This is a genomic window from Pseudomonas viridiflava (assembly GCF_003702045.1).
In the GTDB taxonomy this organism is placed as follows: Bacteria; Pseudomonadota; Gammaproteobacteria; order Pseudomonadales; family Pseudomonadaceae; genus Aquipseudomonas; species Aquipseudomonas viridiflava_C.
In genome coordinates this window covers 97,882-123,551 of record NZ_RBTP01000056.1, presented here as the reverse complement: position 1 = coordinate 123,551, position 25,670 = coordinate 97,882, and the positions used below count along the sequence as shown (strand labels likewise).

Below are 25,670 nucleotides of genomic sequence, written 5' to 3'. Positions count from 1 at the left end.
TTAGGAAAAGTGACTGGCCAGCGGCAAAGACAGAATGATGTGACCTTGCAACTCGCCCATGACAACGTGCTGGACGGTGGCTAAAATCAGGACAAAGTGTTTGTCCGCCTCCTCGCCAGCGCTGTACACACCATCTGTTATCGAGCCAGGCCCGCCCAGCGGCATCGACCAGGTGGCAGTGACCACATTTCCATTGCCAATGGCCTGTAGGAGGACCTTCTCGGCGCTTGTGCCGTCTTGCTCTGCAATCGTCGCCTTGATGGTCAGAAACGGAGTATTTTTTTGAACCAGCACCCAGGCGGACGTACTGAAGTCCTGATTGGCAAAGACGATTTCGTCCAGCACATAGGTTTTTCTGACATCCGCCGAGCTGGCGGTGTAGGTGTAGCCACTATCAGTCAGGGTGCTGGGTGATAGCGTGCCGCTCTCTCCCTCCACTGGATTCTTGATCGCACACGTCGCGTCATCGATGCCCGTCACGCCGACGGCCAGCTCAACGCTCTGCCCGTTATCACACACTTGAATCAGCGGATTGAGGCTCACCGGGCTGGCTACAACGGTCACCAACGCGGAGCTCTGGTGGCTCGTTGCCTGATCGGTTGCGGTGATCCTTAGGCGAATGAAAGACTCAGCCTTTGAGAGGGCTTGCGGCGCGTAGTACTTGCCCATCGCGCTGATAGCACCGGCATCCTCTGAAGCTCCGTGCAGTTTTTCGACGCTCCAGTCCACCTGCATACCCGCAGGCTCGGTCGCGAATTTCATCGCGCTGTCTACAGTCATCAAATGCTCTTGGGGGCTGACGACAAAACGGGTCGCGGCCGGGGCGATACGACCGAACAATGCGATATCCCGAGGTGCACGAAAGACGTCGCTCACGATGGCATGATTGAAGTTGAGCTGGATGCTTTCCTCAATGAACGCACTGACTGGCAACCTGAACTGAAGCACCTTGGCCAGAAGTGCTTGAATGTCCGTCCCCATCCTTGTTTTGTCCCAAGAGACGATGCCTAAAGCAACCACGCCCATTGTCAGCAACAGGGCATAGTCCTCCACCGGTATGCCTTCCAGTGATTCGAAACTCAGCTCTCCTTCTTCACTCCGCACGCGGAGGTCCAGTGTGGGTTTGAGCACCAGATCGTTGTCGTCATCAGAAAACAGATAATGGCACGTCACCTCAATGGCGATCGTGTTGACGGCCACAAACACCGGATAAATTGAATCAGGAAACTCAAGGGTGACGCCTTCACGCGCCTCAGCTTGCCAAGTCAAAACCGCGTTGCGATTGCCGTCCAGCGTAATCGTCAAAGGCATTGAAACAGTATGGGCATCATAGGAAGCCCCGGTTCTGAAAACCCTGGGTGTAACGTACTTGCCGTCCAGAAAAACCGGTAGTAGATCTTTGGATGCAGAAGGGATCAGCAATTGTCCTGTTCGCGCAGTGGCTTTGGTCACTCGACCATCGGCATCTTTGATGTAATCGAATTCGATGTACTCAAAAGCAGAAGAAACGAGCGCTGTCACGGTCTCGATGACTTTCGCAGCCTTGTTTATCCTCCCCTCCGCAAACAGAACCGTCGCGCCATAGCGTCCTGAGTCTTCGTCCGGAATCAAGTACCTGTATTCAATCGGAATATCCCCCCCCGTCGAGCCGTCCTCCATGCAGATGAACGTCAGAATCGCACCGTCGCCATTACTTGCAGTCTGCTGCGCTTGCGATGATCCCTGCGGACGCGTCTGCGTACGCAGTTTGAACGACTCAGCGCGCATCAAGGTATTGGAACCGGGGCCAATGGTGCCCAATGTCCAGATCCGCTGCTCATCCGGAAGCTGATTGAACAGGTCCTTGAAAAAGTCACCCCCCAGCTTCTTCTCATACTCCGATTCGGCGAATGTCAGGATGAAGTTGTCACTGTGCTGCAAGTCCAGTCTGACACGGCCATCGTCTTCGACCAGACCCGCAACCTGGTCCAGACGCAGATCGAGCGTCAGCCTGGGCCCTTGAAGCGGGTCAAATCGGGTGAGCTTTACCACGTCCCAACTGTCGACATTCTTGTGCAGGGTCCGCTGTATTCCGCCCAGAATGGCGCAGGTCAAGGAGGCATGGGAATCGCCCAGATCGTCGTTAACAAAAGCCAGACGAGGCGCATCCAGCAGGAACCCATGAATTGCCTCGATCCATTCATTGTTGACCGTCGGCACCTGACCACTCACCGCAGGCAGATAGGTGTCAGAGGAAAAGCGATGGATATACTCTTGCAACAACAGCGAATTGACACTGCTGCGATCCATAGCCGCGATGGCGTCCCAGTCCCACATTACGTTATTGGCGGGGTCTGCCATCCATTCGACAAGGCCCTCCAGCGAGGTATCGGCCGCTGGCGCACTCTGTTTTGGAGAAGCCTTGGGCTGGCTGAGGGACAGCAATCCGCCGGGGGCCGCGTCCTCACCCATCAAGGTCAACTCATCTTTAAAGTCCGACAGTGGGAGCGGCAGGATGATGTGCCCTTCCACATCGCCAAACATGGCGTCAGAGTACGTAGCCAAAACCAGCGCGAATCGATCCTGTATGTTATCAGGTGCCTGGTATTTGCCATCAGCGTCGATCGAGCCGGGACCACCCAGCGGCAAGGTCCAGACAGGTTTGATTTCAGCGCCGCTCCAGAGCGCCTGCAAACTGGCTTGACCGGTAGAGGCGTCATTGACCCGTGGCTTGACGACCAGAACAGGCGTTTTCTGCACCACCAGAATCCAGGCCGAACGCGCGCCGGAGGGGCCGCTAACCTTTATCTCATCCAGTACATAGGTCTTTTCGCTCACCTTGGGGCCAGCCACATAGGTGTGATCGCCACCGGGCGCTGTACTGGGCCTGACCGAACCACTTTCACCCGACACCGGATTGGCTATTGCCCACTGCAATGGCTCATCGGCAAAACCCTTGGCCGCGAGTTCGACGGTTTCACCGGTGCTGCAAACCTGAACCAGTGGACTGACCGTCAACGGGTTCGCCAGGACGGTGACCAGAGCGGCACTGGAGTGTCCTGTCGCCCTGTCCTCAGCAACGACCCGCACCCGCATCTGGCCATCTAACGCACTGGCGTGCGGCGACTGATAAAGTCCGGCGGGCGTTATACAACCCTTTTCAACCGAGCCGCCTTCGAGCGCTTCCACCGACCAGGCCAGGTTTTGTAGGGTCGGCTGGGTGACGAACGATTGACTGCTGCCGGCCATCATCAAAGGCTGCAGGGGGCTTACGACAAACGAAGTTGACTTCGGGTTCACATGACCAAGAATCAAAACGTCCTTGGGCACATGCAGAGTATCGCTCTGGACGAACTGACCAAAACCAAGCGTAAGCTGTTCATTAAGAAAATCTTCAAAACTCGATTCGACTGGAAATGTTTGCTGAAACAAAGGATCGACATGCCCAGTCAACATATTGGTTATGGCTTCGTTCACGATGCTCATAAGAGTTCCGATCGCCCCGAGCATGTCGTCCCAGGCATTTTTTTCTCCGGCAGTCGGCGGGAGCGCGATAATGTTTTTATCAAATGTGTACGCGGTATTGGTCCAGTGTCCGTCGATCAGTTGATAAGCAGCATGAAGCACGACATCGACCCCGAACCGGTAGAAGGACTCTGCCGATTCGGTAGTGAACGTCATGCCAGTGATCGATCTAGATGACCAGGTCATCTGAATCCCGTCGTCGCCAAACGCCACTGTCGCTGGGAGATCGGGCGTGAGTTCAAACGCCATTTCATGAATCAGAAGCTGTGTTTCTTCGCCGGTATCGGGATCGGTTTGAGTGATCAGGTGGCTTGGAACGTTCAACACCCCGGACGTCAACTGCGCCTGCAAGAGCGTACCGTCCGCATCGTTGGTAAGTTCAAAATCAGACTTGCCATAAATGTGCGCAAGCGATGCCAGCATAGCCGCCAATACGGTCTCTTTGGGCATCAGCACGCTTGCAGAGTAATCCTTGCCGGTATCATCCGGAATGAAGTAAGGATAGTCAGCCGGTAAAGTACCGCCCTGCCCCCGATCCACCATATTGATGCAAACCAGAACAGCCCCTTCGCGATCAGTCGCAGTCTCCGCACTCATCGATGCCTGGGGATCAGCCTTGACCTGCAGCCTGAAGGACGCCGGCTTCATCAGCGGCAAGGCTGCGTTTTCGGTTTCGATCCTGGCGATTTCCCATATCCGCTGATCGTCAGGCAACTGGCTGATTAGACTCTTGAACAGATTGCCCACCAGCAGTTGCTCGTCTTCGGTGCCGGCGCCTGTCAGCCTGACCTCATCACTGTCTTTCAAATCGAGAATGATGCGCCCGTCATCGGACACGCTTCCCGGCGTCTTGGTCAGGTAAAGATCCAGCACCACGCGTGGGCCCAGCAATGGGTCTATTTCCACAATGCGCTGGATCTGCCATTGGTTGTCTCTGCGACTCATCGTAAGCCAGGCACCGGCGGTCACCGAACAGCTCAAGGTGGCATGATCGCTGTCCAGGTCAGCATTTTCGAAAGACAACTGCGGTGCATCCAGTCTGAAACCGCAGATGGCATCCAGACGCTTGCCCGCAATCGTATCGACCACACCACTGATCAGCGGTAACCAGGGATAGGCTGAGGAACGTGTCACGTGTTGCTGCGCCAGCAACTCATTGACTTTCTTGCGCCCCAGGATCGCAATCGCACCCCATCCGTGCATAACATTGTTTTCAGGGGCCTGCATCCAGGCCAATAGACGTTCCAGCGTGTTGCCATCCATGGCGAATACTCCTTATGAGTTGTAGCTCTATCGGTTTACACCTGATCCCTCAGGCGGAAGGTGATGAAAGGGAACTGCACATAGGTGGCGCCCTCATCGAAGCTGACCTCAACCGTCACCTTATTGGTTTCGGCGTCTTGCAGTAGCCCCTCCAGGAAGCCTTTCGGTATGAGTGCCGAGACTTTTCCGGCCATACACTCAGCCGCGGTCACTGATTCGGCATCGCCCGTGCGCACATCGACACATTGCGGGACACCCCCTGTCGATAATCCGCAAGCGATGATCCGCACCCGCTGCCCTTCAGCCATGTAGGTCCATGAGCCGAGCTCCAGCCCTGCACCTTCGATGGGTACTTGCGCAAGCGTGAGCCACCCATCGACGGTGAATGGCTGCACGTTTTGAAGGGTCGGCCAGCCGCTGTCGATACCCCTGACCTCCAGATCGAACACTTTCGACCGGCTGAGGCCTTCCTGGTCGATCACTTCGTAATACACATTTAAGCGCTTGCCCATATTGGCAGGCACCGCGGATGCCGGAATGAGAAATAGCTGGCGATCAGCCTCCGAAGGTTCTGCAATGAAACTGCCGGTGCTGCCGTATCCGTCCCAATGCATGCGTACCTGGTCATCGGGACCAATGACAGCCTCCTGGGGGGTACGAACTTGCACCCCACCGACCAATGCCAGCGCGAAGGCATGCCCAGAGACACCGGTTTCACTCTCGTCGTCGAGGGTGGCCTGAGCGATCTCCGGCGCAGGCAGGAAAAGCGGCTGGCGCAACGTGACCGTGCGCAACACAGAACTGCCCGCCGCCGCCAGCCGCGCGTACTGGTACATGAAGTCCACTTTTTTACCGTTGTGGCTGAGGAGCCAGTCTTGCTCCACTGTCAACTCAAGCACCTGACTATCGAGCGTCGATACATCGGTACGCAATGTTTTCACCAAGCGGCTTTCGCTGCTGATGTAGACAACCACCTCATCGTCGATACGCAGGCCTGCGTATGGTTCGACTTTCAAGGTGATGCCATCGGGAAAGGCCTGCGGATCAAGCGAGTCGCCCTCCACACCCACGATTTCCAGCCTAGGCAGCAAAGGGACGGCCGCAGGTACGATGTTCAGGGTCTGGACAGGCCCCTGTGTCGTGAACGTGGGTTCGGCATAGTCGATTTTCTGGCTCATAAGCGCGTACCCCCCCCCAATCGCCTCCAGCTCGGTTGAAGGGATTTTCCACACCAGAGGTTGCCCTGCCTCAGCATCGGTAACTGTATGAGGCCGAATCAATGACGTAAAGAAAGAATCCTCAGCAAAGTACAGGTCCAGCGTAAGCGTCACTTTGTCGCCCGCTCGCATGGCCTTGTACGGCGGCGTAACAAACAGAAATTCATTGGGTATCGAGTTCGCCGTCACATCCAGTTTGAGGTCGTGGGACTCTTTACACTGCGGCACAGCCAAGGATGTGGTGGATCGTTTCCCTACATTGAAAAACAGCCGCAATGACTCGTTTTGCTTATCCGGCTGAACGCTGTCAGGTACGTAGTACGAATAAAAAACCCATCCCTGATCAAGGCTCATGAGTTTTTGGTTCTGAATCAACACCGGCATGCCATCGTCGTCAGGGGCTACGACATCAACGATCGTGTCAAACACATCCACCACCTCGCCTTGCGCACCGCAACCGCGCCAGTTGACGACAAAGTACTGCCCCTCGGCGATGTCGGGATACCAGACATAGGTCAGCAGTGGAGCACTACCCAATTGCTCAAGATCCACGAAATTACCGGGCTGTTGCAGTTCGGGGACCTTGGGTGGCGGAAGATCGACGGCCATAAGTGAGCTCCTTTCAAGCTGGCGCGTTCAGCCAGATGGCTGTGAATGGAGTCTTTTTAAGCCTGCGCGTGTCGTCTGCCTACTCGCACAACTGCTAGGTCCCCGGCTCGTTGGGAGCTGGTACGGTTGAACGAGGCCTTCAGGTTTGCAGGTTCCTCAGGCAGGAGCTCTGAAGTGCCGCCTATGACTCAGGCGCATGGATTGCACGGCAGTCAACCGGTGCGCTCGTCTCGTTTTCAACCTGCGAGGTCCGCCACATGACCGCTTCCACCTCCGTACACTCCAATGCGCTCAACTTCATGAGCTGCCTGAAAAGCGGTGTCGATCCGCGTACCGGGCTTTACAACGTGTCGATCAATCTGCCCGAACTGAAAGGCAATGATCTACTGGGGCCTGGAATCAATCCCAGGCTCTCCTACAGCCCTCTCAACACGCTGGACAGCGGCTATGGCATGGGCTGGAGCCTGCAACTGTCGCACTACAACCCCGGCACTCATATCCTGTCCCTGAACACGGGCGAGACGTTCCGTATCGATGGAACCGGGGGCACTCGACTCATCAAGCGCACGTTGCGGACCCGATACACGAAACGCACCCGTTCCTGCAAACAGACTGGCCACGACAAGCGCAGCCACAAAACGCGGACTCGCTACACAAAATGTACGACCCGGATCACCCATACGCGTGCCGGTCGACTGACGATGTCGGAGAAAAAACTCGACACCTTTCATTTCTACAAGCTGGACGAAACCACCTTTCAAGTGGTGCATAAGTCAGGCCTTACAGAAATCCTTGAAGTACACAGCAGCGGCAATAAGCGTATGGCCTGGCCAGTACAGATCATTGCGCCCTCCGGCCATAGCCTCTGGCTCACTCACAAACCGTTCGACAGCACTCAGTACCGGCTTGAATCGGTTCAGGACGATCAAGACCGGAAACTGCTGAGCATCGTGCGCAACAGCCTGAGTGTCGACATCACGCTGCACCCCGAAGCCGGATCCCAAGGCGGACCAATGGCGCAGTTCGTCATGTACCTGTCAGGCAGTGACAAGCGTGTTTCCCGGATCACGCTGCCCACCGAAAACAAAGCGTCATGGCGGTTCGAATATGGTTTGGAGAACAACAACCACCTGTGCATCAAGCACGTCAAGACACCGACAGGTAGCCAGGAAGACGTTTACTACCAGGACAGCGGCCATGAGTTCCCGGTCAGCGCCCAACGCCAGCCCTTGCCAAGGGTGACTCGGCATATCGTCGATCCCGGCTTTTCCCAGCCAAAGGTCGACGTCCGCTACACCTATAAGGACAGCCTTCAGCGCTCACGCAATTTTCTGGGCGCGGGCCTTAGCATCAATTGGGAAGACAATGGTCTGGACAACCTCTTCAAGTACCTTGAGCCCTATGACTATGTCTGTACCGAGAGCCTTTGGGTCGACGACAAGCCGGTGCGCAGTATCGAGCGCACGTTTAATCGATTCCACTTACAGACAATGGAGGTTACCACCCAGAACGAACACCGGCAGACCGTCGAGACGCTTTACGCCATTGAAGAAGGCGTGCCGTTCTCCAGGCAGCCCAACTACTGCCAACTGCCGAGGGAAATCAGAACCCGATGGGAGGTCTTGAACGAGCCTGGACGCGTACGCAGTGAAACGGTCAGCAACACCTATGACAGCCACGGCAATCTGCTGGTGTACGCCCGTGCCGACGGCATCGTTGAAACCAGTACCTGGTATCCCGCCGAGGGAATCGAGGGTGACTGCCCGCCAGACGCGGAAGGATTTGTCGGCCAGTTGCGGACCAGAACCATCGTCCCGGCACCCTCGACCGAAGGCGGCGCACCGATCCTCTCCACCCACTACCGCTACACGGCCTTGCCGCCACTGGACAATAATCGCGGGATGCCCGACTGGATCGTGCCTGCAACCGAAACCCTGGTGCAGATTAACGCCGATGGCGCAGGTAACGAGGTGGAGCTGCAGCAGACCCGCCTGACGCATTTCAATCGGCCTGAACAGCCTTTTTTACATGGCCGTGTCGAGCGTGAAACCTTACGCATGAACGGTCACTCGACCCATACCGACTACGACTACACCACCCTGGACAGTCCGCAGCTGGGTATACCGGTGCAGCAAGTCACCCAACGGCTGAGCACTGACGTCGACAGCGTGGACAGCGTTGCGGTGCGCCAGCTTTCACCCCTTACCGGGCAGGAACTGGTCACCCAGGCCCACGGGGTGGAAACCCGCTACGCGTTCGACGCGCTCAACCGGTTGATCCGGGAAGTCGTCGTCCCCGGCACGCCTTTCGAGGCGAGTCGACACTATCAATACGTCCTCTGCGCAAATGCAGGAGAACAGGCGGAACAGATCACGATCAATGCCCGCCAGGTCATGACCCGCAGCCGCATGGACGGGTTGGGTCGAGTGATCTACGAAGAGCAGGATCACATCCGTGCCGACGACCCAACGGTCCCCCTTCAAATCTACGCAGCCCAATACAGCACCTGGAACAACGTGGAACGGGAAACCGCCTACGACTACCTGGATGATCAACCGCTGGTGCTGACACGTCGCTTCGCCTATGACGACTGGAATCAGCAATGCACGGTGACCGGTGACGACGGTGTGCAGACCCATCAGCATTTCGACCCTATCGGCAACGACGCATACAACGGTGCGATTCAACGTAGCTGGGTGCAAAGCGACGGTGAAACACCAGAGATCAGCGACAGCAGCGAGAGCTGGTTGAACCCGTTTGGCAAACCTGACCAAATCCGCAGCCTGAGCGGCAGCGGCCAGGTGCTGGGCACGAAGTCTTTTCGGTACGACGGGCTGGGCCGCTGCACCTGTCAGACCGACGAATCCAGCTATACCACGCGGTTCAGCTACGACGCCTGGTCGCGCATGACGGCTACCACGCTGCCCGACGAGAGCGTGGTCCACCGTGGTTACGCCGCGCACAGTGGCGCCGAACTGGCGACGGTGCTTGAAGTGGTTCACAGCGACGGCACCACCAGAACCCTCGCAGGCGAACAGGTCTTCGACGGTTTGCAGCGACTGACCCGCAGTACTGTCGGTCCACGTGTAGAGCTGTACGCGTATGAAGACGACCAGAAACAAGTCAAGACCCGAACGACCGCCAAAGGAGACGCGATCACCTTTTCCTACAACCCGGCCCTCACTGATCAAGCGCTTACCAGCGTCGCACCGGATGAAAGCGCTGAATACGATTACGACCCCAAAAGCGCACGCCTGACCCGGGCCCACAATGTTCAAGGCACGCGGACCTACGATTACGACGTGCTCAATCGACTGAAGGCGCAAAGCTGGATCGACAACCAGGGCAGATCCTGGAGATCGTGCTACCAGACATCCCGTCAAGGGCGCCCGCTCAAACGCACAGAATTTGAAGCGGACAACACTGTAGGTTTTGATACCCTGTTCCACTACGACAGCCTTGGCAGAGTCGACGGTATCGAACAGGGCATGCTGCAGGTGTCGATCGAGTACGACGGCTTGAGCCGAGCCCGCCATGTGCTGACTCATGACCTGAGCGCAGGGACGACCCTGGCAACCCGTTTCAAGTATGACCATCAGGGCCGGGAAACGCTCAGAGCCCAGGCGCTTGACCAACAACCCGAACGCATACTTGAACAGGTCTGGCAAGCCGACGGATTACTGGAAAGCCGGCATCTGCACCAGGAAAGTGAAAGCCTGTTGCTGGAACATTTCACCTATGACTCTCGCGGACGACTGACCGTGCATGAATGCTCGGGCAGCCTGCTGCCCAGAGAACCCCACAGCCCCACCAACACCGAGCCACGGGAAATCGTCCGTCAGTTGTTCAACTTCGATGCGCTGGACAATATCAGGCTGGTTACCACCACCTTTGCCGACGAAACGGTTGAGCGGGCTATCTTCGGCTACGCCAGCGACGATCCTTGCCAGTTAGTGACCGTTACCTACATGCCGCCCAGAACGACAGACAGCCCGACCACCACGTTCAGCTATGACAAAAACGGCAACCAGCTCAATGACGAGCAAGGCCAGACGTTGCGCTACGACAGCCAGAACCGCCTGCTGAATGTTCTGGACACCGACGGTCAGTCGCTCAGTGAATACCGTTATGACAGCCATGATCATCTGGTGGCCTTGCGACACGGCCATGAAAGCGAGACCCTGCGTTTTTATCAGGATCAACAGCTGAGCAGCAGCGTTCAGGATGATCGGCGCACTCACTACCTGTATCTGGGCGAGCAATCGTTGGGACAGCAGTGCGAGGGAAACCAAGACGAAACGCTGCTCCTGTTTACCGACTCGAACAACAGCGTGCTGGGCGAATGCCGGCAAGACGTCGCAAGAACAACGGTGTACAGCGCCTACGGGAACCGTTATAGCGATGAGCAACTGCGTACCACGCTTGGCTTCAACGGAGAAGTCCGCGATGCCGCCAGCGGCTGGTATCTGCTGGGCAAGGGCTACCGGGCCTACAACCCCGCCCTTATGCGCTTTCACAGTCCCGACTCTCTAAGCCCTTTCGAGGCGGGTGGCGTCAACCCGTATACCTATTGCCTGGGTAACCCGATCGCCCTGCGTGATCCCACGGGGCATGACGCCAGTGTTCAAAGCGGTCGCCTGCGGCGGCCGGATGAAGGTCAGTTGTATCCCCCTTCGGCTGGCGGCGGTGGCGGATTCCTGAACTGGATAGGCGTGGCTGTCGGTGCGTTCTTTACGGTAACGGGAGTAGTGTCACTGGCAATGACATTCGGCCTATCGGCACCGGTCTCAATACCGATGATTGGTGTAGGAATGGCCACCACGACCTCTGCAACTGTCGCTCTGGTTGCAACGACAGCACTCACGGCGGCCTCAACCGCTGCATCGGCCGTCTCCGCGGCGAATGGCGATCAAACAGCCGGAACCATTGCCATGTGGACAGGATTTGCTGCTTTGGGCGTTGGCGTGGGATCGGGTTTAGTCTCAGCAGCGGCGCGCGCACTGAATAAGCCTGGAACCAATATGGGGGTGCGAAACCTGATTTTTTCCGGAAAAGTACGCGAGCCTTCATCTGGCATCACATCGCCAGGCAGATCGGGATCAAGGGCCAGCGTATCTCAGTCGACCTCTGCAGCACCCGCTCGAACCCCTTCGCCATCAGGGTCCTCAGCGGCCTCGCCACCCGGTTCTTCCTTGGGTGCTCCTGTGGCGAGCCCAAAACCTTCCATGGCAAATGCCACTGCAAGGCCCACTATCGACCCGAACAGCTTATTGAGCGCCAGAGCGAATCTTAGGCCACAACCGCCACGACAGGCTGCGATCACGGGAGAACTGGATGAGCTGAGGCTGGCAACCCAAAGAATCGCAAATGGCGGCACTGTCAAACAGGCTCTTGAGGCGGCCGCCCCGGCCAATGGGCGATCACCGATGTTGGAAAATATTGTTATGCAGGAGGCTAGATTCATGCGCTCCTGAGTACGTCTATCAGCCAAGTAAAGATGCTGCCGCATCGGCGCTTGGCTGCTTTCCGTTGTTCTTTAACGACGGGATGGTCTTGGCTATCCGATAAAAGTCATCCCTCAAAAAAATACCAAAACCAAAAGCCATGTCCGTATGAATGCATTAATAAACATATAGGAAATTTCCTACAAACTCAGTCATAAATCCTGTGGAGAACGCACCTGTAATTCCAAGACTCTTCACACTAAACTCCCGCCCCGTCATGACAGCTAACACAAACCCAGCAATAAAACCGCATCAATAGTTACATCCATATTCCGCAACTTTTGAACCACTCTCAGGTATTTATCGTGAAAACAACTTTCTCTGCCCTGGGCCTTGCCTTGGCTGCTGCACTGGCGAACACCTCTGCGTTGGCGAATACGGGCACTATCAACTTCGAAGGCATGATTACCAGCAGCACGTGCCCTATCGAAGTCGTCAACCCGGGTGATGGCGCAATCGGCAATCTGGTGAAAATGGGCTCTGTCGACGCATCCCGCTTTACCGGCGTCGGACAGGAATACAGCGGTAAAAGCTTCGCCCTGCGTTTGAACGACAAGGGCTCCTGTAACCTGACCGGCACTGACGACGTTGCGAAAGTCACTTTCAACGGCGTTGCCGACAGCACCGAAAGCTACTTCGCGGTTACACCGACTGCAGATGGCGCCAAGGGCGTTGCAATCGTCATCAAAGACCACACTGGCGAGCCCATAGCGCCTGGCGCAGAGTCCGCGCCGTATCCACTGATCAAGGATGGCGTAACCGATATGGTTTTCAACGCCTACTACCGATCGACCTCAGCCACTGTCACTGCCGGTACTGCTTCGGCAGACGTGCAGTTTGTCGTGGCCATTAATTGATACACACCCCTTTCGCTTGATGTGTGATGGCCCACGCGCCGAGCACTAACAGCATCGTCAATACATCCAGGCCTTCCAGGGCCTGGATGTACAAGGTAAATCCTCATGTTCGGCATTATCTGCAAGCAGGCCTTTATCAAGCCTGCACGCGGCATCTGCATGGCTATGTTCATGCAGACCGCCTGCCTGCCCGCAGCTCAGGCGGCACTGACCGTCAATGCGACTCGCGTAGTGTTTGCCAGCGACAAACGCAGCACCTCGGTCATTATTTCAAACCCCAGCGACAGACCGTTTGCTGTTCAGACCTGGGTTAACACGTCGGCAGACGACGCCACCACCATCGTACCGTTCGCGCCCACACCCACCCTGTTTCGCCTCAATCCCGGCAAGGAACAGCAAGTGCAGATCAACGGGTTGCCCAACGACCTGCCTGACGACCGCGAATCCCTGTTCTATTTCAATGTGCAGGAAATTCCCCAAGCGGACAGCACGCAAAGCAACGTGCTGAATATCGCCCTGCGTACACGTCTCAAACTGTTCTATCGCCCTGCCCGGTTGACCGACAACCCTACTGCGCGCTTGAAGGATCTTCAGTGGTCGGTCAAACGGGTTTCAGGCAAGACACTCCTGACCGGAACCAATCCGACCCCCTTTCACGTGTCGTTCATCCGCCTTGACGTCTGCGCAGGCGGCAAGACAGAGAAGATCAAACAGGCCGCCATGCTCGAGCCGATGACCTCTCGGACCTACGAACTCGACGGCTTGCACGCATCCTCAGACATGCAGGTGGTGTTTTCCACCATCAATGACTACGGCGGCTACAGCACGCCCGTGACCCTCCCGGCCAGGCTGATCCCGTAAGACAGCGTCGATTCATCTCAGGACATTGACCATGACCCTATTACCTGAATCCGGGCTCATACCGGTGCGCCTGCGTTTTATGCGTTCGCTGCTGGTGTGTGGCAGCGGCGCTTTTATTCTGGACCCGGTCCACACACTGGCGGCCACCCCCTTCCAGTCCGGTTTTCTGCGTCAGGGACCCGGTTATTCCAGCCATGCGGCAGGACAGGCACTCGACACGCTGGCCAGCATGCAAGACCTTGCACCCGGCAGGCACTGGGTAGAGATTCAGATCAACAAACGCTACTTCGGTCGGCAAGCGCTAAATTTCGAAGCCGACCCGCAAGGCGAACGCCTGCTGCCCTGCCTCTCCGGCGGACTACTTGAGCAGATGGGGCTGCGCCTTGAAAGTCTCGCCGATCCGGCATCGCTCACTGAATCGTGCATCGATCTGCTCAAACGTGTCCCCGGATCGCTGATCGATTTCGACGGTGGCAAGTTGCAACTCTCGATATCCATCCCACAGGTCGCCATGCGCCGCGATAAGGGAGGCCAGGTCGATCCGGCCCTGTGGGACTACGGTATCAACGCGGCATTTTTCAGTTATCAGGCCTCGGCACAGCAAAATTTCAGCACTGAAACCGGCCGACGCAACAGTGCCGACCTGTACCTCAACAGTGGCATCAACCTGGGGAAATGGCGACTGCGCAGCAATCAAAGCGTACGCCACGATGAAGAGGGCGCGCGCGAATGGACGACGGCCTACGCCTATGCCCAACGCGATATTCCTGGCACTCACGCAAACCTGACGATTGGCGAAACGCACACCGGCGGTGACGTTTTTTTGAGCCTGCCGATCAAGGGCGCGCTGATCAATACCGACCAGGAAATGCTCCCCGATGCCCTGCAAGGCTACGCACCGGTGATCCGCGGGGTGGCGCAAAGCAGGGCCAAGCTGGAAGTGCTGCAGAACGGTTTTCCGATTTATTCAACTTACGTCAGCGCTGGCCCCTACGCTATCGATGACCTGACCACCGCAGGCAGTGGCGAACTGGAAGTCGTGCTGACCGAAGCCGATGGCCAGGTGCGGCGCTTTACCCAGCCTTACTCCGCGCTGGGCAACCTCTTGCGCGAAGGCACCTGGAAGTACAGCGCCGCAATGGGTCGCTACAACGGTCTCAATGCACTTGAACAACCCTGGTTATGGCAAGGTACGCTGGCAATGGGTACCGGCTGGAACTCGACGCTTTACGGCGGCCTGATGACCAGCGACATTTATCGCGCCACCGCGCTGGGGATATCCAGAGACATGGCAGGGCTGGGCGCGCTGGCGTTCGACGTCACGCACTCGGATGCGCAGATCGACAAGCCTGGCCAGCCAAGCGTGCAAGGCCTGAGTTATGCCGTCAAATACGGCAAGGCGTTTGCGTCCCAGACCCATCTGCGCTTCGCCGGTTATCGCTATTCCACCCAGGGTTACCGGGACTTTGACGAAACCCTGCGGCAGCGCAGTGACAGCACATTGTTCAAAGGCAGCCGTCGCATCCGACTCGAGGCCTCCCTGCATCAACGAATAGGGAACCGCAGCAGCGTCAGCCTGACGCTGTCCCGGCAAAACTATTGGGGCATCAATCAGGAACAACGTCAGTTCCAGTTCAACGCCAATACCCGCTATGCCAACGTCACCTACAACTTCTACGCCTCACAGTCGCTTAGCGACACACGCACCCGTGGCAGCGACCTCCAGGTGGGGCTCAGTGTGTCGATGCCGCTGGACATCGGGCATTCAAGCAATGCCACCTTCGACCTGCAGAAAAACGGCGATCGCCATCACCAACGCGCCAGCCTGAGCGGCAGCCTCGACGACAATCGCCTCAGTTACCGTACCAGCCTGAGCAGCGACGATGGCCGCCAGCAAAGCGCAGGATTTGCGGCCAGCTATCAGGCCCCCTTCAGCAGTATCGGCGCCGGGATAACCCAAGGCAGCAATTACCGCAGCACATCGGTCAACGCCAGCGGCGCCGTGCTGCTGCACGCCGATGGCATTGAATTGGGAACCAGCCTTGGCGACACCCTTGCACTGGTTGAGGTGCCACATACGCCAGGCGTCGGCATCCTCAATGCGATCGGGGTCAGAACAAACGAGCGTGGTTACGCGCTTGTGCCCTATCTGCGCCCTTATCGTTACAACCAGATCGCGCTGCAGACCGACCAACTCGGGCCTGAAGTGGAAATCGACAACGGCAGCGCTCAGGTCGTGCCGGCCCGTGGCGCAGTGGTCAAGACCACCTTTACGGCGCGAGAGGTTACTCGACTGATCATCAACGCCCACGCCAGCGATGGCCAACCGCTGCCGTTCGGTGCCCAGATCAGCGATGAGTACGGAAACCTCATGGCCATCGCAGGACAGGGCGGACAGATTCTACTGTCCACCGGCATGCAACCGCAGACACTCGATGTGCGATGGGGCAGCCAACCCGAGCCCCGATGCCGCCTGCGCATCGACCCGGCCAGCATGCCGTTGGCCAAAGGTTATCGATCACAAAATTTGAACTGCATCCCATGACAGCAGCAAGGACGCGCTCGCGCCCTAGTCCCCATCAGGAAAACCCAATGAACACTGCCTATTACTGTATGGCCTCCAGCCTGCTGCTAGCCCTCTGTGTCAGCCCTGTCAGCATTGCGATGGCCAATGAGAGTGAACAAGAGCCGTCCAATGATTGTTATTGGCGGACAAGCCCGGGCCTTAAAGACTTTCGTCGCGATATCGGCGCGCTTTATGTGCCGCGAGACGCAAAGATCGGATCGGTGATCGGCACCGTCGACATGAACGCGACTACAAGCGATCTGGCCGGGCTGGAGGCGGCATGCAGCAATGACGGCACCGCACTGCTTGAATTTCGCGCAGTCGCAACGGTGCCCGTCTTCGCGGGTATGCTAGACCCGATCAATGGGGAAGACGTGACCGGCAAGATATTGCAAACCAATATTCCTGGGGTCGGCGCGCGGATCAAGCTGGGCATTCCATTTGCCCCCCCTCCCGGCACTGCATGCACCAACTGTTTTATCCCTGTGGACGGACCCCCCACAGTGCCCTACCTGGGCGTCAACGATCACCGGATCATGATCTCGGCAATAAGAATGCTGCACCTGAGAAACCAGGTCACGCTGGTAAAGACCGGGCCCATTCCACCCGGCCCACAATTGCTGAATGGTAACGAACTGTGGAGTGGCAGTGTAACGACATTGGGGAGGATCATACGTTTTGGCATGACAGGCACCATCCACCAGGCCCAATGCAGCGTCGGCGCTGACGCGGTAAGCGCGGATCCTGTGCAGCTAGGGGAATGGGACAGCGCTGACTTCACGGGTCCAGGCTTTACCACGACACCGGTGCCTTTCAGTATCGCTCTGAGCAACTGCGAGACCGACCCCGATCCTGACACAGGCTTCGTCGCGACCACCCACATCCAGCTCGACGGCGTCCAGGGTTCAGTACCGGTAGGGCCGACCAACAGCGGAGTTTTCAGCCTGACCAGCGACTCTACCGCCCAAGGTGTGGGCATTCAGGTTCTCAAGGCAGATGGCGTGACGCCGGTTGAGCTGCAAGCTGAGGTCCCGTTGCTGAAGGTCAGTCCGGGCACTACCGTGATGAACTTTCACGCCCGCTTCTACCAGACCGATGCCAGCAGCGCGATTCGGCCAGGTCTGGCTAAAGGGGCGTTGAGTTTCACCATGACGTATCAATAGCCCTTTAGCTTCAAGCGCGGTTACTGTCAGGCTGATAGTGTCGGACGCAGAGAGGGAAATACCTGCCAGGTGAGTTTTACATCGAAGCTCACCCTGACCCTGACCTCAAGCTGACTGTTGAGCTTGAAGCGTTGCAACTGAGCCTTGGCAATATTGCCAGTCTCAATCTGCTGCGCTACCTGGGGCACCCGGTACTCTTGCACGACATCGACCACGAGCAACTCGTTGTCATTGTTTACCCCGCGTACCTCAATGTTGATGTATTGACCAATGGCCATGAATGGCCAGCTTTGGAGGGTAAAGAACGCGTAGCCGCCATCCGCAACCGTTTTGATACTCAGGTGACCACCTTGCACTTTGTCGCATTGCACGACGGGAAAACCGGTGATTTTCGATACGCTCAATGTGTGCCTGCTTGAGGCATGAGGGGGTTCGACGCCGCTTTCGAACACCTCGTAGTAAACCGGGATCGACTTGCCGAAATGCTGGGCAACTTGCGTGGAAGGGATGGCGAACGTTCTTGAGTCTGCCGGCTCTGTGCGATAAGCCCCCGGGGTGCCAGGCTCCCCCCACTGAACGGAGACCGTTTCGCCGGGAAAGATGACGGCAGTTTCAGGTATGACCACATGGACACCATTCAACGCATTCAAGGGGTTGAGCGTGCTGGAACTCGATCCGGATGTTTCACTGATCTGCGGTGATGGCAGGACCCGTGGAACGGGCTGGGCACACACCTCAAGCACCTCCGACTGCGAATACGCGCTGGCATTGCCTGCCCTGTCGGTGAGTCTGTAGAAGGCATAGCGTTGCCCATCTCCGCTGGCGATGATAAGACTGCCCGGATACACCACCGACAGCGGCTGACTGTCACCGCGTGACAAAACCCGATGGTCCACTTCGTCGCCAGGCTGCACGGTCAACGGATCGGTCGTCCAATACCAGGAAATGACATCGCCTGGTTTGAAATCCTCGTACACAGGGACTTCTGCAATCACCTGATGGCTGTGATCATTCAGGTATTGCTCCGTGACAGTCCGCGTATCGAATTTCAGCCGGTCAATCACGACAGCGGTAATGGGCGGTTTTAGATCGACCGTGACGAACTGCTTTTCGGAACTGGAGAGATCATTGTTATTGGTGGTTTTCAGTTCGTACCAGACCTGATGAGTACCTTGAACCAGGTAGGTACTCGGCACCTGAAACAAGCGCTGTTCTGGGGAAATCACAGGATAGCTGTCACTTTCAAACGCTCGATGCTCAATCAGATGCGTGCTGACTCCTGTGGTCCAATACAACGTCAGCAACGTTTCGGTGCCAGGTATAGGGATGTGTTCCCATTCAGGAACTTCTACCGGCAAATCCTGAACAGTTGCGCTGACAGGTAACAGGCTGGTTTCATCCCAATCAGGGCTGTCAGGCAGCAGCGCAGTCACTATAGGTTTTGGCAGAGATGCTTCTATATTCGTCATTCTGAACGCTCCATGCAGACTCCGTGTTCGGGAGCCTTTACCTTCTCTCGCTCTCCATTTAACGCCCCTGTCCTGCATGACGACACTGTCAGAATTACGAGGTAGGTGAATAAAAAAAGGCCATGACGGCCTTTTTTTATCAATCATCGCTACCAGCTATAACGCAACCCTATATTGGCCCCCCACGGCTGCTCTATACGATTACCACGGCTATAGTCGAAATCGGCATGCATTTGCCACTGTTTCGATACCGACATCGCCACCCCTGCGCCTAGCTCGCCACGTGAACCTGACAAGTCGTTATTGAAGCGGTTGTCATTGACCTGTACTTCATTTTCATCCATGAACTCATGAGCCAGTGCAGCACGCACGTAAGGCTGCAGAACACGTCCGTCGCCCACATCGAAGTTGCGCCCCGCCGTTGCGCCCATCTTGGCCAGCAACGATCCGGTCCGCTCGCCTTCTGCGCGCATGCCGTTGGACAGTTGATAATCCTCACCGCCTAAAGCAAGGCCGGACACCTGAGCGAAGGGTTCTATGAAATAACCGTTCGCCAGACGGATGTGACGACCGAACTCCAGAGAAGCGCCCAGTCCATTGGTGTCGTAGTCGCTGTTGGACTGCTGCCCATCACTCATGGCGACATCGGCCTTGTTGCGCAAATGATTGAATTTCACCACGCCGTCAACGTAATAACCGCTCTGTTGGTCCAGCCACGTGGCATAGCCACCTGCGTAGTAGCTATTGATCGTTGCGGTGGTACCACGTTGCAAATCCAGATCGGACTTGCTGTAACCGGCCATCACCCCTATCAGCCACTGCCCGTCACCGAATGGCAGCGGCGCGTCTGCTCCCAGGCTCAAACCGCTCATGGACTGCCTGTAACCGACACCCGCACTTTGCTCGACATCGTAGCGGCTGCCGTAAGCACGCATCCAGCCTCCGGCGTTGCCGGGATTACTGCGCAATTCGCCCATGCGTGTGCGCAGCGTGGTCAGCTCTCCATACCAGACAGTGGGCGCAGCATTGAACAAGGCCAGGACCGAGCTTGTACTCGGGCTGATGGTCTTGGTCGACGCATCCAGATACCAGTCATTGCCTTCACGCATCAAATCGTAGGACCAGGTTCCCTGATCGACCGGCCCGCCCAGCAGGCTGAACTGCGCATCACCTGCACCGATATGCACCATGTGCAGACGGGTATCGCTCAAAGGGTCTTCGCCGCTAGCGGTCACCGCCAACTGGTGATTGCCACTGGCGTTATCGGCGACGTCCAGAAAGTCATTTTTGCCTTCAGCGAAATCGGCCTCCATCGCAAAAGTGCCGTTACCCGACAGATTGTCTACTGACAATACATGGAATTCACCCGGTCCGCCGAAACGCACCGTACCGCCTCCAAGGGCCAGGTTATCCACCCTGCCGTCTCCAGTCAGAATCCATTGCGCGCTGCTGTCAACGTCCACTCGCTCGACATTGCTCAGGTTGCCTGTCAGGGTAGCTGAATTCTGCAGAACCAAATGGGCAGTGGCCCCCTGTTGCGCCACAACGTCTCCGGTCAACTGGCTATTGTCCACCGTCATGTTGGCAGCCGCATTGCCGATGACGTCTAGCAAAACGCCATTCGAACCCTGCAATGTGGTGCCGTTGTTCACATAGATCTCGGCGGCAGTGGAAGGAAGGCCGTAATCGCCCACCAGAAGGGCCGCACCGGTTGTGCCTTGCACCGTCACACCGTCAAGCACCAGCTTATTGGCCACGGACAAGTCACTGCCCGGGTTGATGCCCACGCCATTGCCACCGCTGAGCGTACCGCCGTAGAGCGTCGCCGATCCATTGCCCATCTGCAGGCCAACGGTGTTGCCGCTGATCTGGGAATTGCGCGCAGTGAAATCCGCGAAGGTGCCGACTTGAACACCGATCAGCCCGGCACTGATCGTACTGTCCTGAACGGTGGCGCTGGAACCGCCGGGCACCGTGCTGACCTTGCCTAACGATAATCCCACTGTTGTACCGGTGATCGAACTGCCGACAATGCTGGCGGTGGAATTGAGCAACGCCACGCCTGATCCGGTGCCGGCTACGCTTGAGCCATTAAGCTTCAGGTCTGACCCCTGCTCGACATTTACCTTGAGCGTGGAGGCACCATTGGCCGTAAGTGTGGCCCCATTGATAACCCGATAATCGGTGATAGGTGTGGCCCCGTTGATAGATCTGTCGGTGCTGATGGTTTCAGCGAAGACCTCATTGCCCGATAACAATAACGGGGCAAGCATCAACGGTTTAAGTGTGAAAAAAAACGAGCGACTACGAGCGGGACACGTGTTCATCCAGGGCATCTCCATACTGCAAACGGCGGGTTCGTTTTCACGTGAACCTGCGACCAACGAAAGGGCGCCGAGATTAGCCAGACACTCCATCATCTTCTATCAGACGGATCCGTGTTTAGTGTAGGACTCTTCCTACACTAAACACGTTACTTGCATAACACTCCGTCGGAATAACGGGAAATCACCTTGAATTACGCTATAACCATCAGGGAATTTCCCGCAGAGAAGTTATAGCGCAGGTGCCCTCTTCGCCTTCCAGGTCCTGAATAGCGACGAGCGTATTGATGAACTGTGAATCCACGGCCTTATCGCCAACAGTGAGCGTATAAATCACTTGGGCGTAACCCCACCCGCCCTCGGAGCCTTCATGCACCGGCAAGATGTAGGTGCTGTAAGGTTCAACAAACCATTGCATGCCGTTAGTGTGTGCATCTGCATCAATAGTCATTGTCGCCGTCAACAGCGTTCCGGCAACATCGGTTATAGCATCGCTGTCTTTTAATACCCATTTCAACGCAATTTCATCACCCGCAACTAAATACTCAGAGGCTGGAATACTGACTCGATAGCCTATCGCTTCATCACTGCTGCGTTTATGCAAAGACTCGCAATTGAGTATGTCAGTGCCGCTCACAACAGACACATCGGGAAACGTCGCGGCCGCCAGAACGATTGGCACAGCATCGACAACGACCGTGGTGTTCGTGGACTGTTGCGGGTTGATAAAATCGGGATGGGTGATCGAGTAATAAACCGATATGTTGCCGGAGCCACCGGCTTCGATTTCACCCCACGCAATGGTCAGCTCAATGTTATCTCCCTCGACCTCAGCACCGGTCAGCGTTACCGTGTTCGTGACGGCCACGCCATTCCAGTACAGCGTAATGACCTCTCCTGATCGGGTCGGTGCGTGGAGCGTCACGGTGGCCTTCGCATCCTTACCCTTGTCGTTTTCTGTCAGTTCGTTTGTTTCGCCTGATTCCCCGGTGACAATCACCGGCTCAAGGTCAGGATTGACCGGATTCGGCTCGTGCGGATTTACAGGCCCTGAGTACGCCAGGTTGACATCCACATCGATGGCATCAGCGTCCGGTAGTGCAAAGGGCGTTGTGCCACGCATGACGGTGTAGGTCACCGGAACCGTCGAAGTAAAAGGAGCGGTTTCAGGAGCCGTGTATTCGGCGCTCAGATGATCCCAACTGACGACAATCTCTACAGGAAACGGGTTATCCCCCTCACCGATCCGCTTGGGTGTCAATTGGGTGGCCCCCCAAGTGACCACAACATCATCATCGGGATGAAAATCCTCGAATGCCGGAATCTCGACGGTGACGCCCAAATGAGCATCGCCCAGGTCAATGAGCCCATCCGCAGCCAGTGGAACGACGGGAGGTTTCAGGCCAGCAGGCAAGGGCCCTCTGGCCACCGCAACGGTGCGCACTCTGGAAGGTCGACTACGATTTCCTGCCTTGTCAAACAGCTCGTAGGCAACGTAATGGTCTCCTGAGGCATAGCGCTCCACCAGCTCGCGAGGGATCAATACCCTTCGGTCTGCGGGAAGAAGCATTTCCACATCGGGAATGATGGGCTGATCGGCGGGCGGAATGGTATTCGACCAGAGGACCACAACCTTTACGAACTCTTTTTTCTCCTCTTCAAAGTCGGGCACGGTCACAAATACCCCGCCCTGGGCATCGAGCGCAGCGTCATTGATCGGTCCGGGATCCTCAACCGCAGGCGGATCGACCGGGCCATAAGGTGGAGTACGGTCTACCGTGATGGGCTGGTCTTGGGAATATTCCACCTCGCCCGAACTCCATAACTTCACGCCGTATCTGAACTGGAACGTGCCTTCAGTCTGCAAGAAGTGCTTGCGTTCAATCACCCGCGGCAAAGGGAATTCCTCTTTGATAGGCGTCGTGAGGGTCTCCGTCGAAAGTTTCACATAGGTGTTGGCACCCTCAGGTCGCCATTCGAGATGAAGCTCCTCGGTAAAGCCGGGCGGCGGACTGGTAAGACGCCAGTCAGGCACTGTGATGGCCAGATCGTTAGCAAGCGCGGTGATGGGAAGTAGCCCATCGGCGTCACCTGCCATCGCTTCTACTACAGTGGCCGGTACCAGTTGCGTGGCCCTTTTACTCATGCGCACCCTGCGCTGCGTGATGTACGTGTAGCGCGCCTGCGCCGATTTTTTAGGGGTCCAATCCATGACTGACATCTCCTATGTGTGTGCATTACACGGATGATCTAAGGGCGGCAACGTGAGAGCGCCACCTTTCTCCAGTGGATACCCTGCGCTGCCCCGCAAACAACTCTCGGATTTACCAGCTTGACAGCCCCCAAAATCGGCGCGTCAGGGATGACGTGGAAAAATGTGTCCGAGTTGATACATTGATGACATGCGCATGACATTTCGTGCCTACATGCTCGCGCACCGCGCCAGCCAATCCGATACTGGCAGTCAGCTGTTCACCCCGTCAGCCCGCGAGACAACACAGGCCTATGCAAGCACTTACCGACAGCCCGGCCCACGAGTCGAACACTGAACAGCGCTGGACGACCCGCGCCCTGATTGTCGATGACGACGTGGCCATCCGGGAATTGCTATGCGATTACCTGACGCGCTTCAATATCCAGGCACGCGGTGTAACGGACGGTGCGCAGATGCGCCTTGCTCTCACTGAAGAAACCTTCGACGTGGTCGTACTGGACTTGATGCTGCCCGGTGAAGACGGCCTGTCGCTGTGCCGCTGGCTGCGCAGCACATCCGATATTCCAATCCTGATGCTGACGGCTCGTTGCGAACCGACTGACCGCATCATCGGCCTGGAATTGGGTGCCGACGATTACATGGCCAAGCCGTTTGAACCCCGCGAACTGGTCGCCCGTATCCAGACCATCCTGCGCCGGGTACGCGATGAACGCAGTGATCAGCGCAGCACCATTCGTTTCAACACGTGGCGCCTGAACAGCGTTCTGCGCCAATTGATCGCACCGGATGGTCTGGTCGTCCCCCTGTCAAACGCGGAGTTTCGCCTGCTGCGGGTCTTTCTTGAACGTCCGCATCGGGTACTCAGCCGTGAGCAATTACTGGACGCCGCCCGCGGCCGGTCAATTGAGGCGTTCGATCGCAGCATCGACCTTCTGGTGTCGCGCCTTCGTCAGAAGCTGGCCGATGACCCCAAGAACCCACAATTGATCAAAACCGTGCGCGGCGAAGGCTATCTGTTCGACGCCCGGGATATGGGTTGAGGAGCCTGGTTTGATCCGCAAGTTCGACACCCTCTTCGCCCGACTCTTCGGGGGTGCGCTCGTGGCGATCCTGCTCGCGCATTTGTTGGCGTTCATGTGGTTCATGCATTACGGCATGCACCCGATGCCGCCGCCCCCCGTTACGGAGCCCGTTGCACAGCAAGGCCCAGAAAGCCCAATCGTTCCAAACGAGGCACGTAGACCGCCAAGGCCACCCCTGCTGGGCGGCCCTGCGGTTCCTTTGTTTTTCCAGTTCATCACGCTGATCATTGCGGCCTGGTACGGTGCCAAAGCGCTGAGCCGTCCCGTTCAACGCATGAGCGAAGCCGCCGAACGCCTGAGTGAGAACCTCGACAGCCCGGCGCTGGAAGTCTCCGGTCCGCGAGAAGCCCGTCAGGCCGCACAGACCTTCAACCTGATGCAGCACAACCTTCGCGAACAGATGCAGCAACGCGGGCGAATGCTGGCAGCGGTCTCTCACGACCTGCGTACGCCCCTCTCGCGCCTCAAGCTGCGTGTCGAGCAAATCGAGGAACCCAGGCTGCACGGGCAGATGACCCAGGACCTGAACGACATGATCAACATGCTCGATGCCACCTTGGCGTACCTCAACGAGCACCGCAGGACTGAACTGCTGCAACAGCTGGATTTGCAGGCGCTGATCGAATCACAGGCTGAAAACGCCCAGGATAACGGCGAAGACGTGCAGCATGAAGGCCAGTGCAGACCGCTCAAGACTCAGCCTATGGCGTTGCGCTCATGCCTGCAGAATCTGGTCGACAATGCGCTGCGCTATGCCGGCAGCGCCCGAATCGTGATTGAAGACGGAGTTAATCGGGTCAGGGTGTCAGTCGTCGATCACGGCCCCGGCATAGCGCCAGAGCTGTTTGAAAGCGTGTTCGAACCTTTCTATCGACTGGAAGGTTCGCGCAATCGTAATTCGGGGGGTGTGGGTATGGGCATGACTATCGCCCGCGAGGCGGCCAGGCGAATTGGCGGGGAACTCACCCTTGAACAGACACCCGGCGGCGGCCTGACGGCGATCCTGCAACTGCCGCGTCATTGAGAGACTGTGCCG

Annotated in this window: 12 protein-coding genes; 7 read left to right on the top strand and 5 right to left on the bottom strand. The window is 57.0% G+C overall.

The annotated features are described in order from the left end of the window. Together ALP40_RS17475 and ALP40_RS17470 are read right to left on the bottom strand one after the other, a co-directional pair. On the bottom strand, window positions 1-4,767 hold the full coding sequence (locus tag ALP40_RS17475; RefSeq protein WP_122209457.1) for a hypothetical protein: 4,767 nt from the start codon (window positions 4,765-4,767) through the stop codon (window positions 1-3). 35 nt (window positions 4,768-4,802) lie between these two features. Continuing rightward, window positions 4,803-6,593, bottom strand: coding sequence for a hypothetical protein (locus tag ALP40_RS17470; RefSeq protein ID WP_122209456.1), 1,791 nt, complete (start codon window positions 6,591-6,593; stop codon window positions 4,803-4,805). A 257-nt stretch (window positions 6,594-6,850) separates the two neighbouring features. Here ALP40_RS17470 and ALP40_RS17465 point away from each other — a divergent pair, with 257 nt between their 5' ends. The 5 genes from ALP40_RS17465 to ALP40_RS17445 all read left to right on the top strand — a co-directional run bounded on the left by ALP40_RS17465 (window position 6,851) and on the right by ALP40_RS17445 (window position 17,544). After that, window positions 6,851-12,067 (top strand): RHS repeat-associated core domain-containing protein, encoded by a 5,217-nt coding sequence (locus ALP40_RS17465; protein ID WP_259640724.1) that lies wholly within the window; start codon window positions 6,851-6,853, stop codon window positions 12,065-12,067. A gap of 335 nt (window positions 12,068-12,402) precedes the next feature. Further along, complete coding sequence (locus ALP40_RS17460) at window positions 12,403-12,954, top strand: fimbrial protein (protein ID WP_122209455.1); 552 nt, start codon at window positions 12,403-12,405, stop codon at window positions 12,952-12,954. A 105-nt stretch (window positions 12,955-13,059) separates the two neighbouring features. Further along, window positions 13,060-13,815: a molecular chaperone gene (locus ALP40_RS17455; protein WP_122209454.1), complete on the top strand. Its 756-nt coding sequence runs from the start codon at window positions 13,060-13,062 to the stop codon at window positions 13,813-13,815. A gap of 31 nt (window positions 13,816-13,846) precedes the next feature. Next, window positions 13,847-16,360, top strand: coding sequence for a fimbria/pilus outer membrane usher protein (locus ALP40_RS17450; protein ID WP_122209453.1), 2,514 nt, complete (start codon window positions 13,847-13,849; stop codon window positions 16,358-16,360). 47 nt (window positions 16,361-16,407) lie between these two features. After that, complete coding sequence (locus ALP40_RS17445; protein ID WP_122209452.1) at window positions 16,408-17,544, top strand: fimbrial protein; 1,137 nt, start codon at window positions 16,408-16,410, stop codon at window positions 17,542-17,544. A 26-nt stretch (window positions 17,545-17,570) separates the two neighbouring features. Here the strand turns inward: ALP40_RS17445 and ALP40_RS17440 are convergent, their stop codons facing one another. From ALP40_RS17440 to ALP40_RS17430, 3 genes are all read right to left on the bottom strand, one after another. Further along, window positions 17,571-19,160 (bottom strand): hypothetical protein, encoded by a 1,590-nt coding sequence (locus tag ALP40_RS17440; RefSeq protein WP_259640723.1) that lies wholly within the window; start codon window positions 19,158-19,160, stop codon window positions 17,571-17,573. 2 nt (window positions 19,161-19,162) lie between these two features. Next, on the bottom strand, window positions 19,163-21,340 hold the full coding sequence (locus ALP40_RS17435) for an autotransporter outer membrane beta-barrel domain-containing protein (RefSeq protein ID WP_122209450.1): 2,178 nt from the start codon (window positions 21,338-21,340) through the stop codon (window positions 19,163-19,165). 205 nt (window positions 21,341-21,545) lie between these two features. Then, window positions 21,546-23,549 (bottom strand): hypothetical protein, encoded by a 2,004-nt coding sequence (locus ALP40_RS17430; RefSeq protein WP_259640722.1) that lies wholly within the window; start codon window positions 23,547-23,549, stop codon window positions 21,546-21,548. A gap of 293 nt (window positions 23,550-23,842) precedes the next feature. On the opposite strand from ALP40_RS17430, the gene ALP40_RS17425 reads away from it, so the two are divergent. Both ALP40_RS17425 and ALP40_RS17420 read left to right on the top strand, forming a co-directional pair. Next, window positions 23,843-24,592, top strand: coding sequence for a response regulator (locus ALP40_RS17425; protein WP_122209449.1), 750 nt, complete (start codon window positions 23,843-23,845; stop codon window positions 24,590-24,592). Between the two features lie 10 nt (window positions 24,593-24,602). Continuing rightward, window positions 24,603-25,658: a cell wall metabolism sensor histidine kinase WalK gene (locus ALP40_RS17420; RefSeq protein WP_122209448.1), complete on the top strand. Its 1,056-nt coding sequence runs from the start codon at window positions 24,603-24,605 to the stop codon at window positions 25,656-25,658. Window positions 25,659-25,670 lie beyond the last annotated feature (12 nt).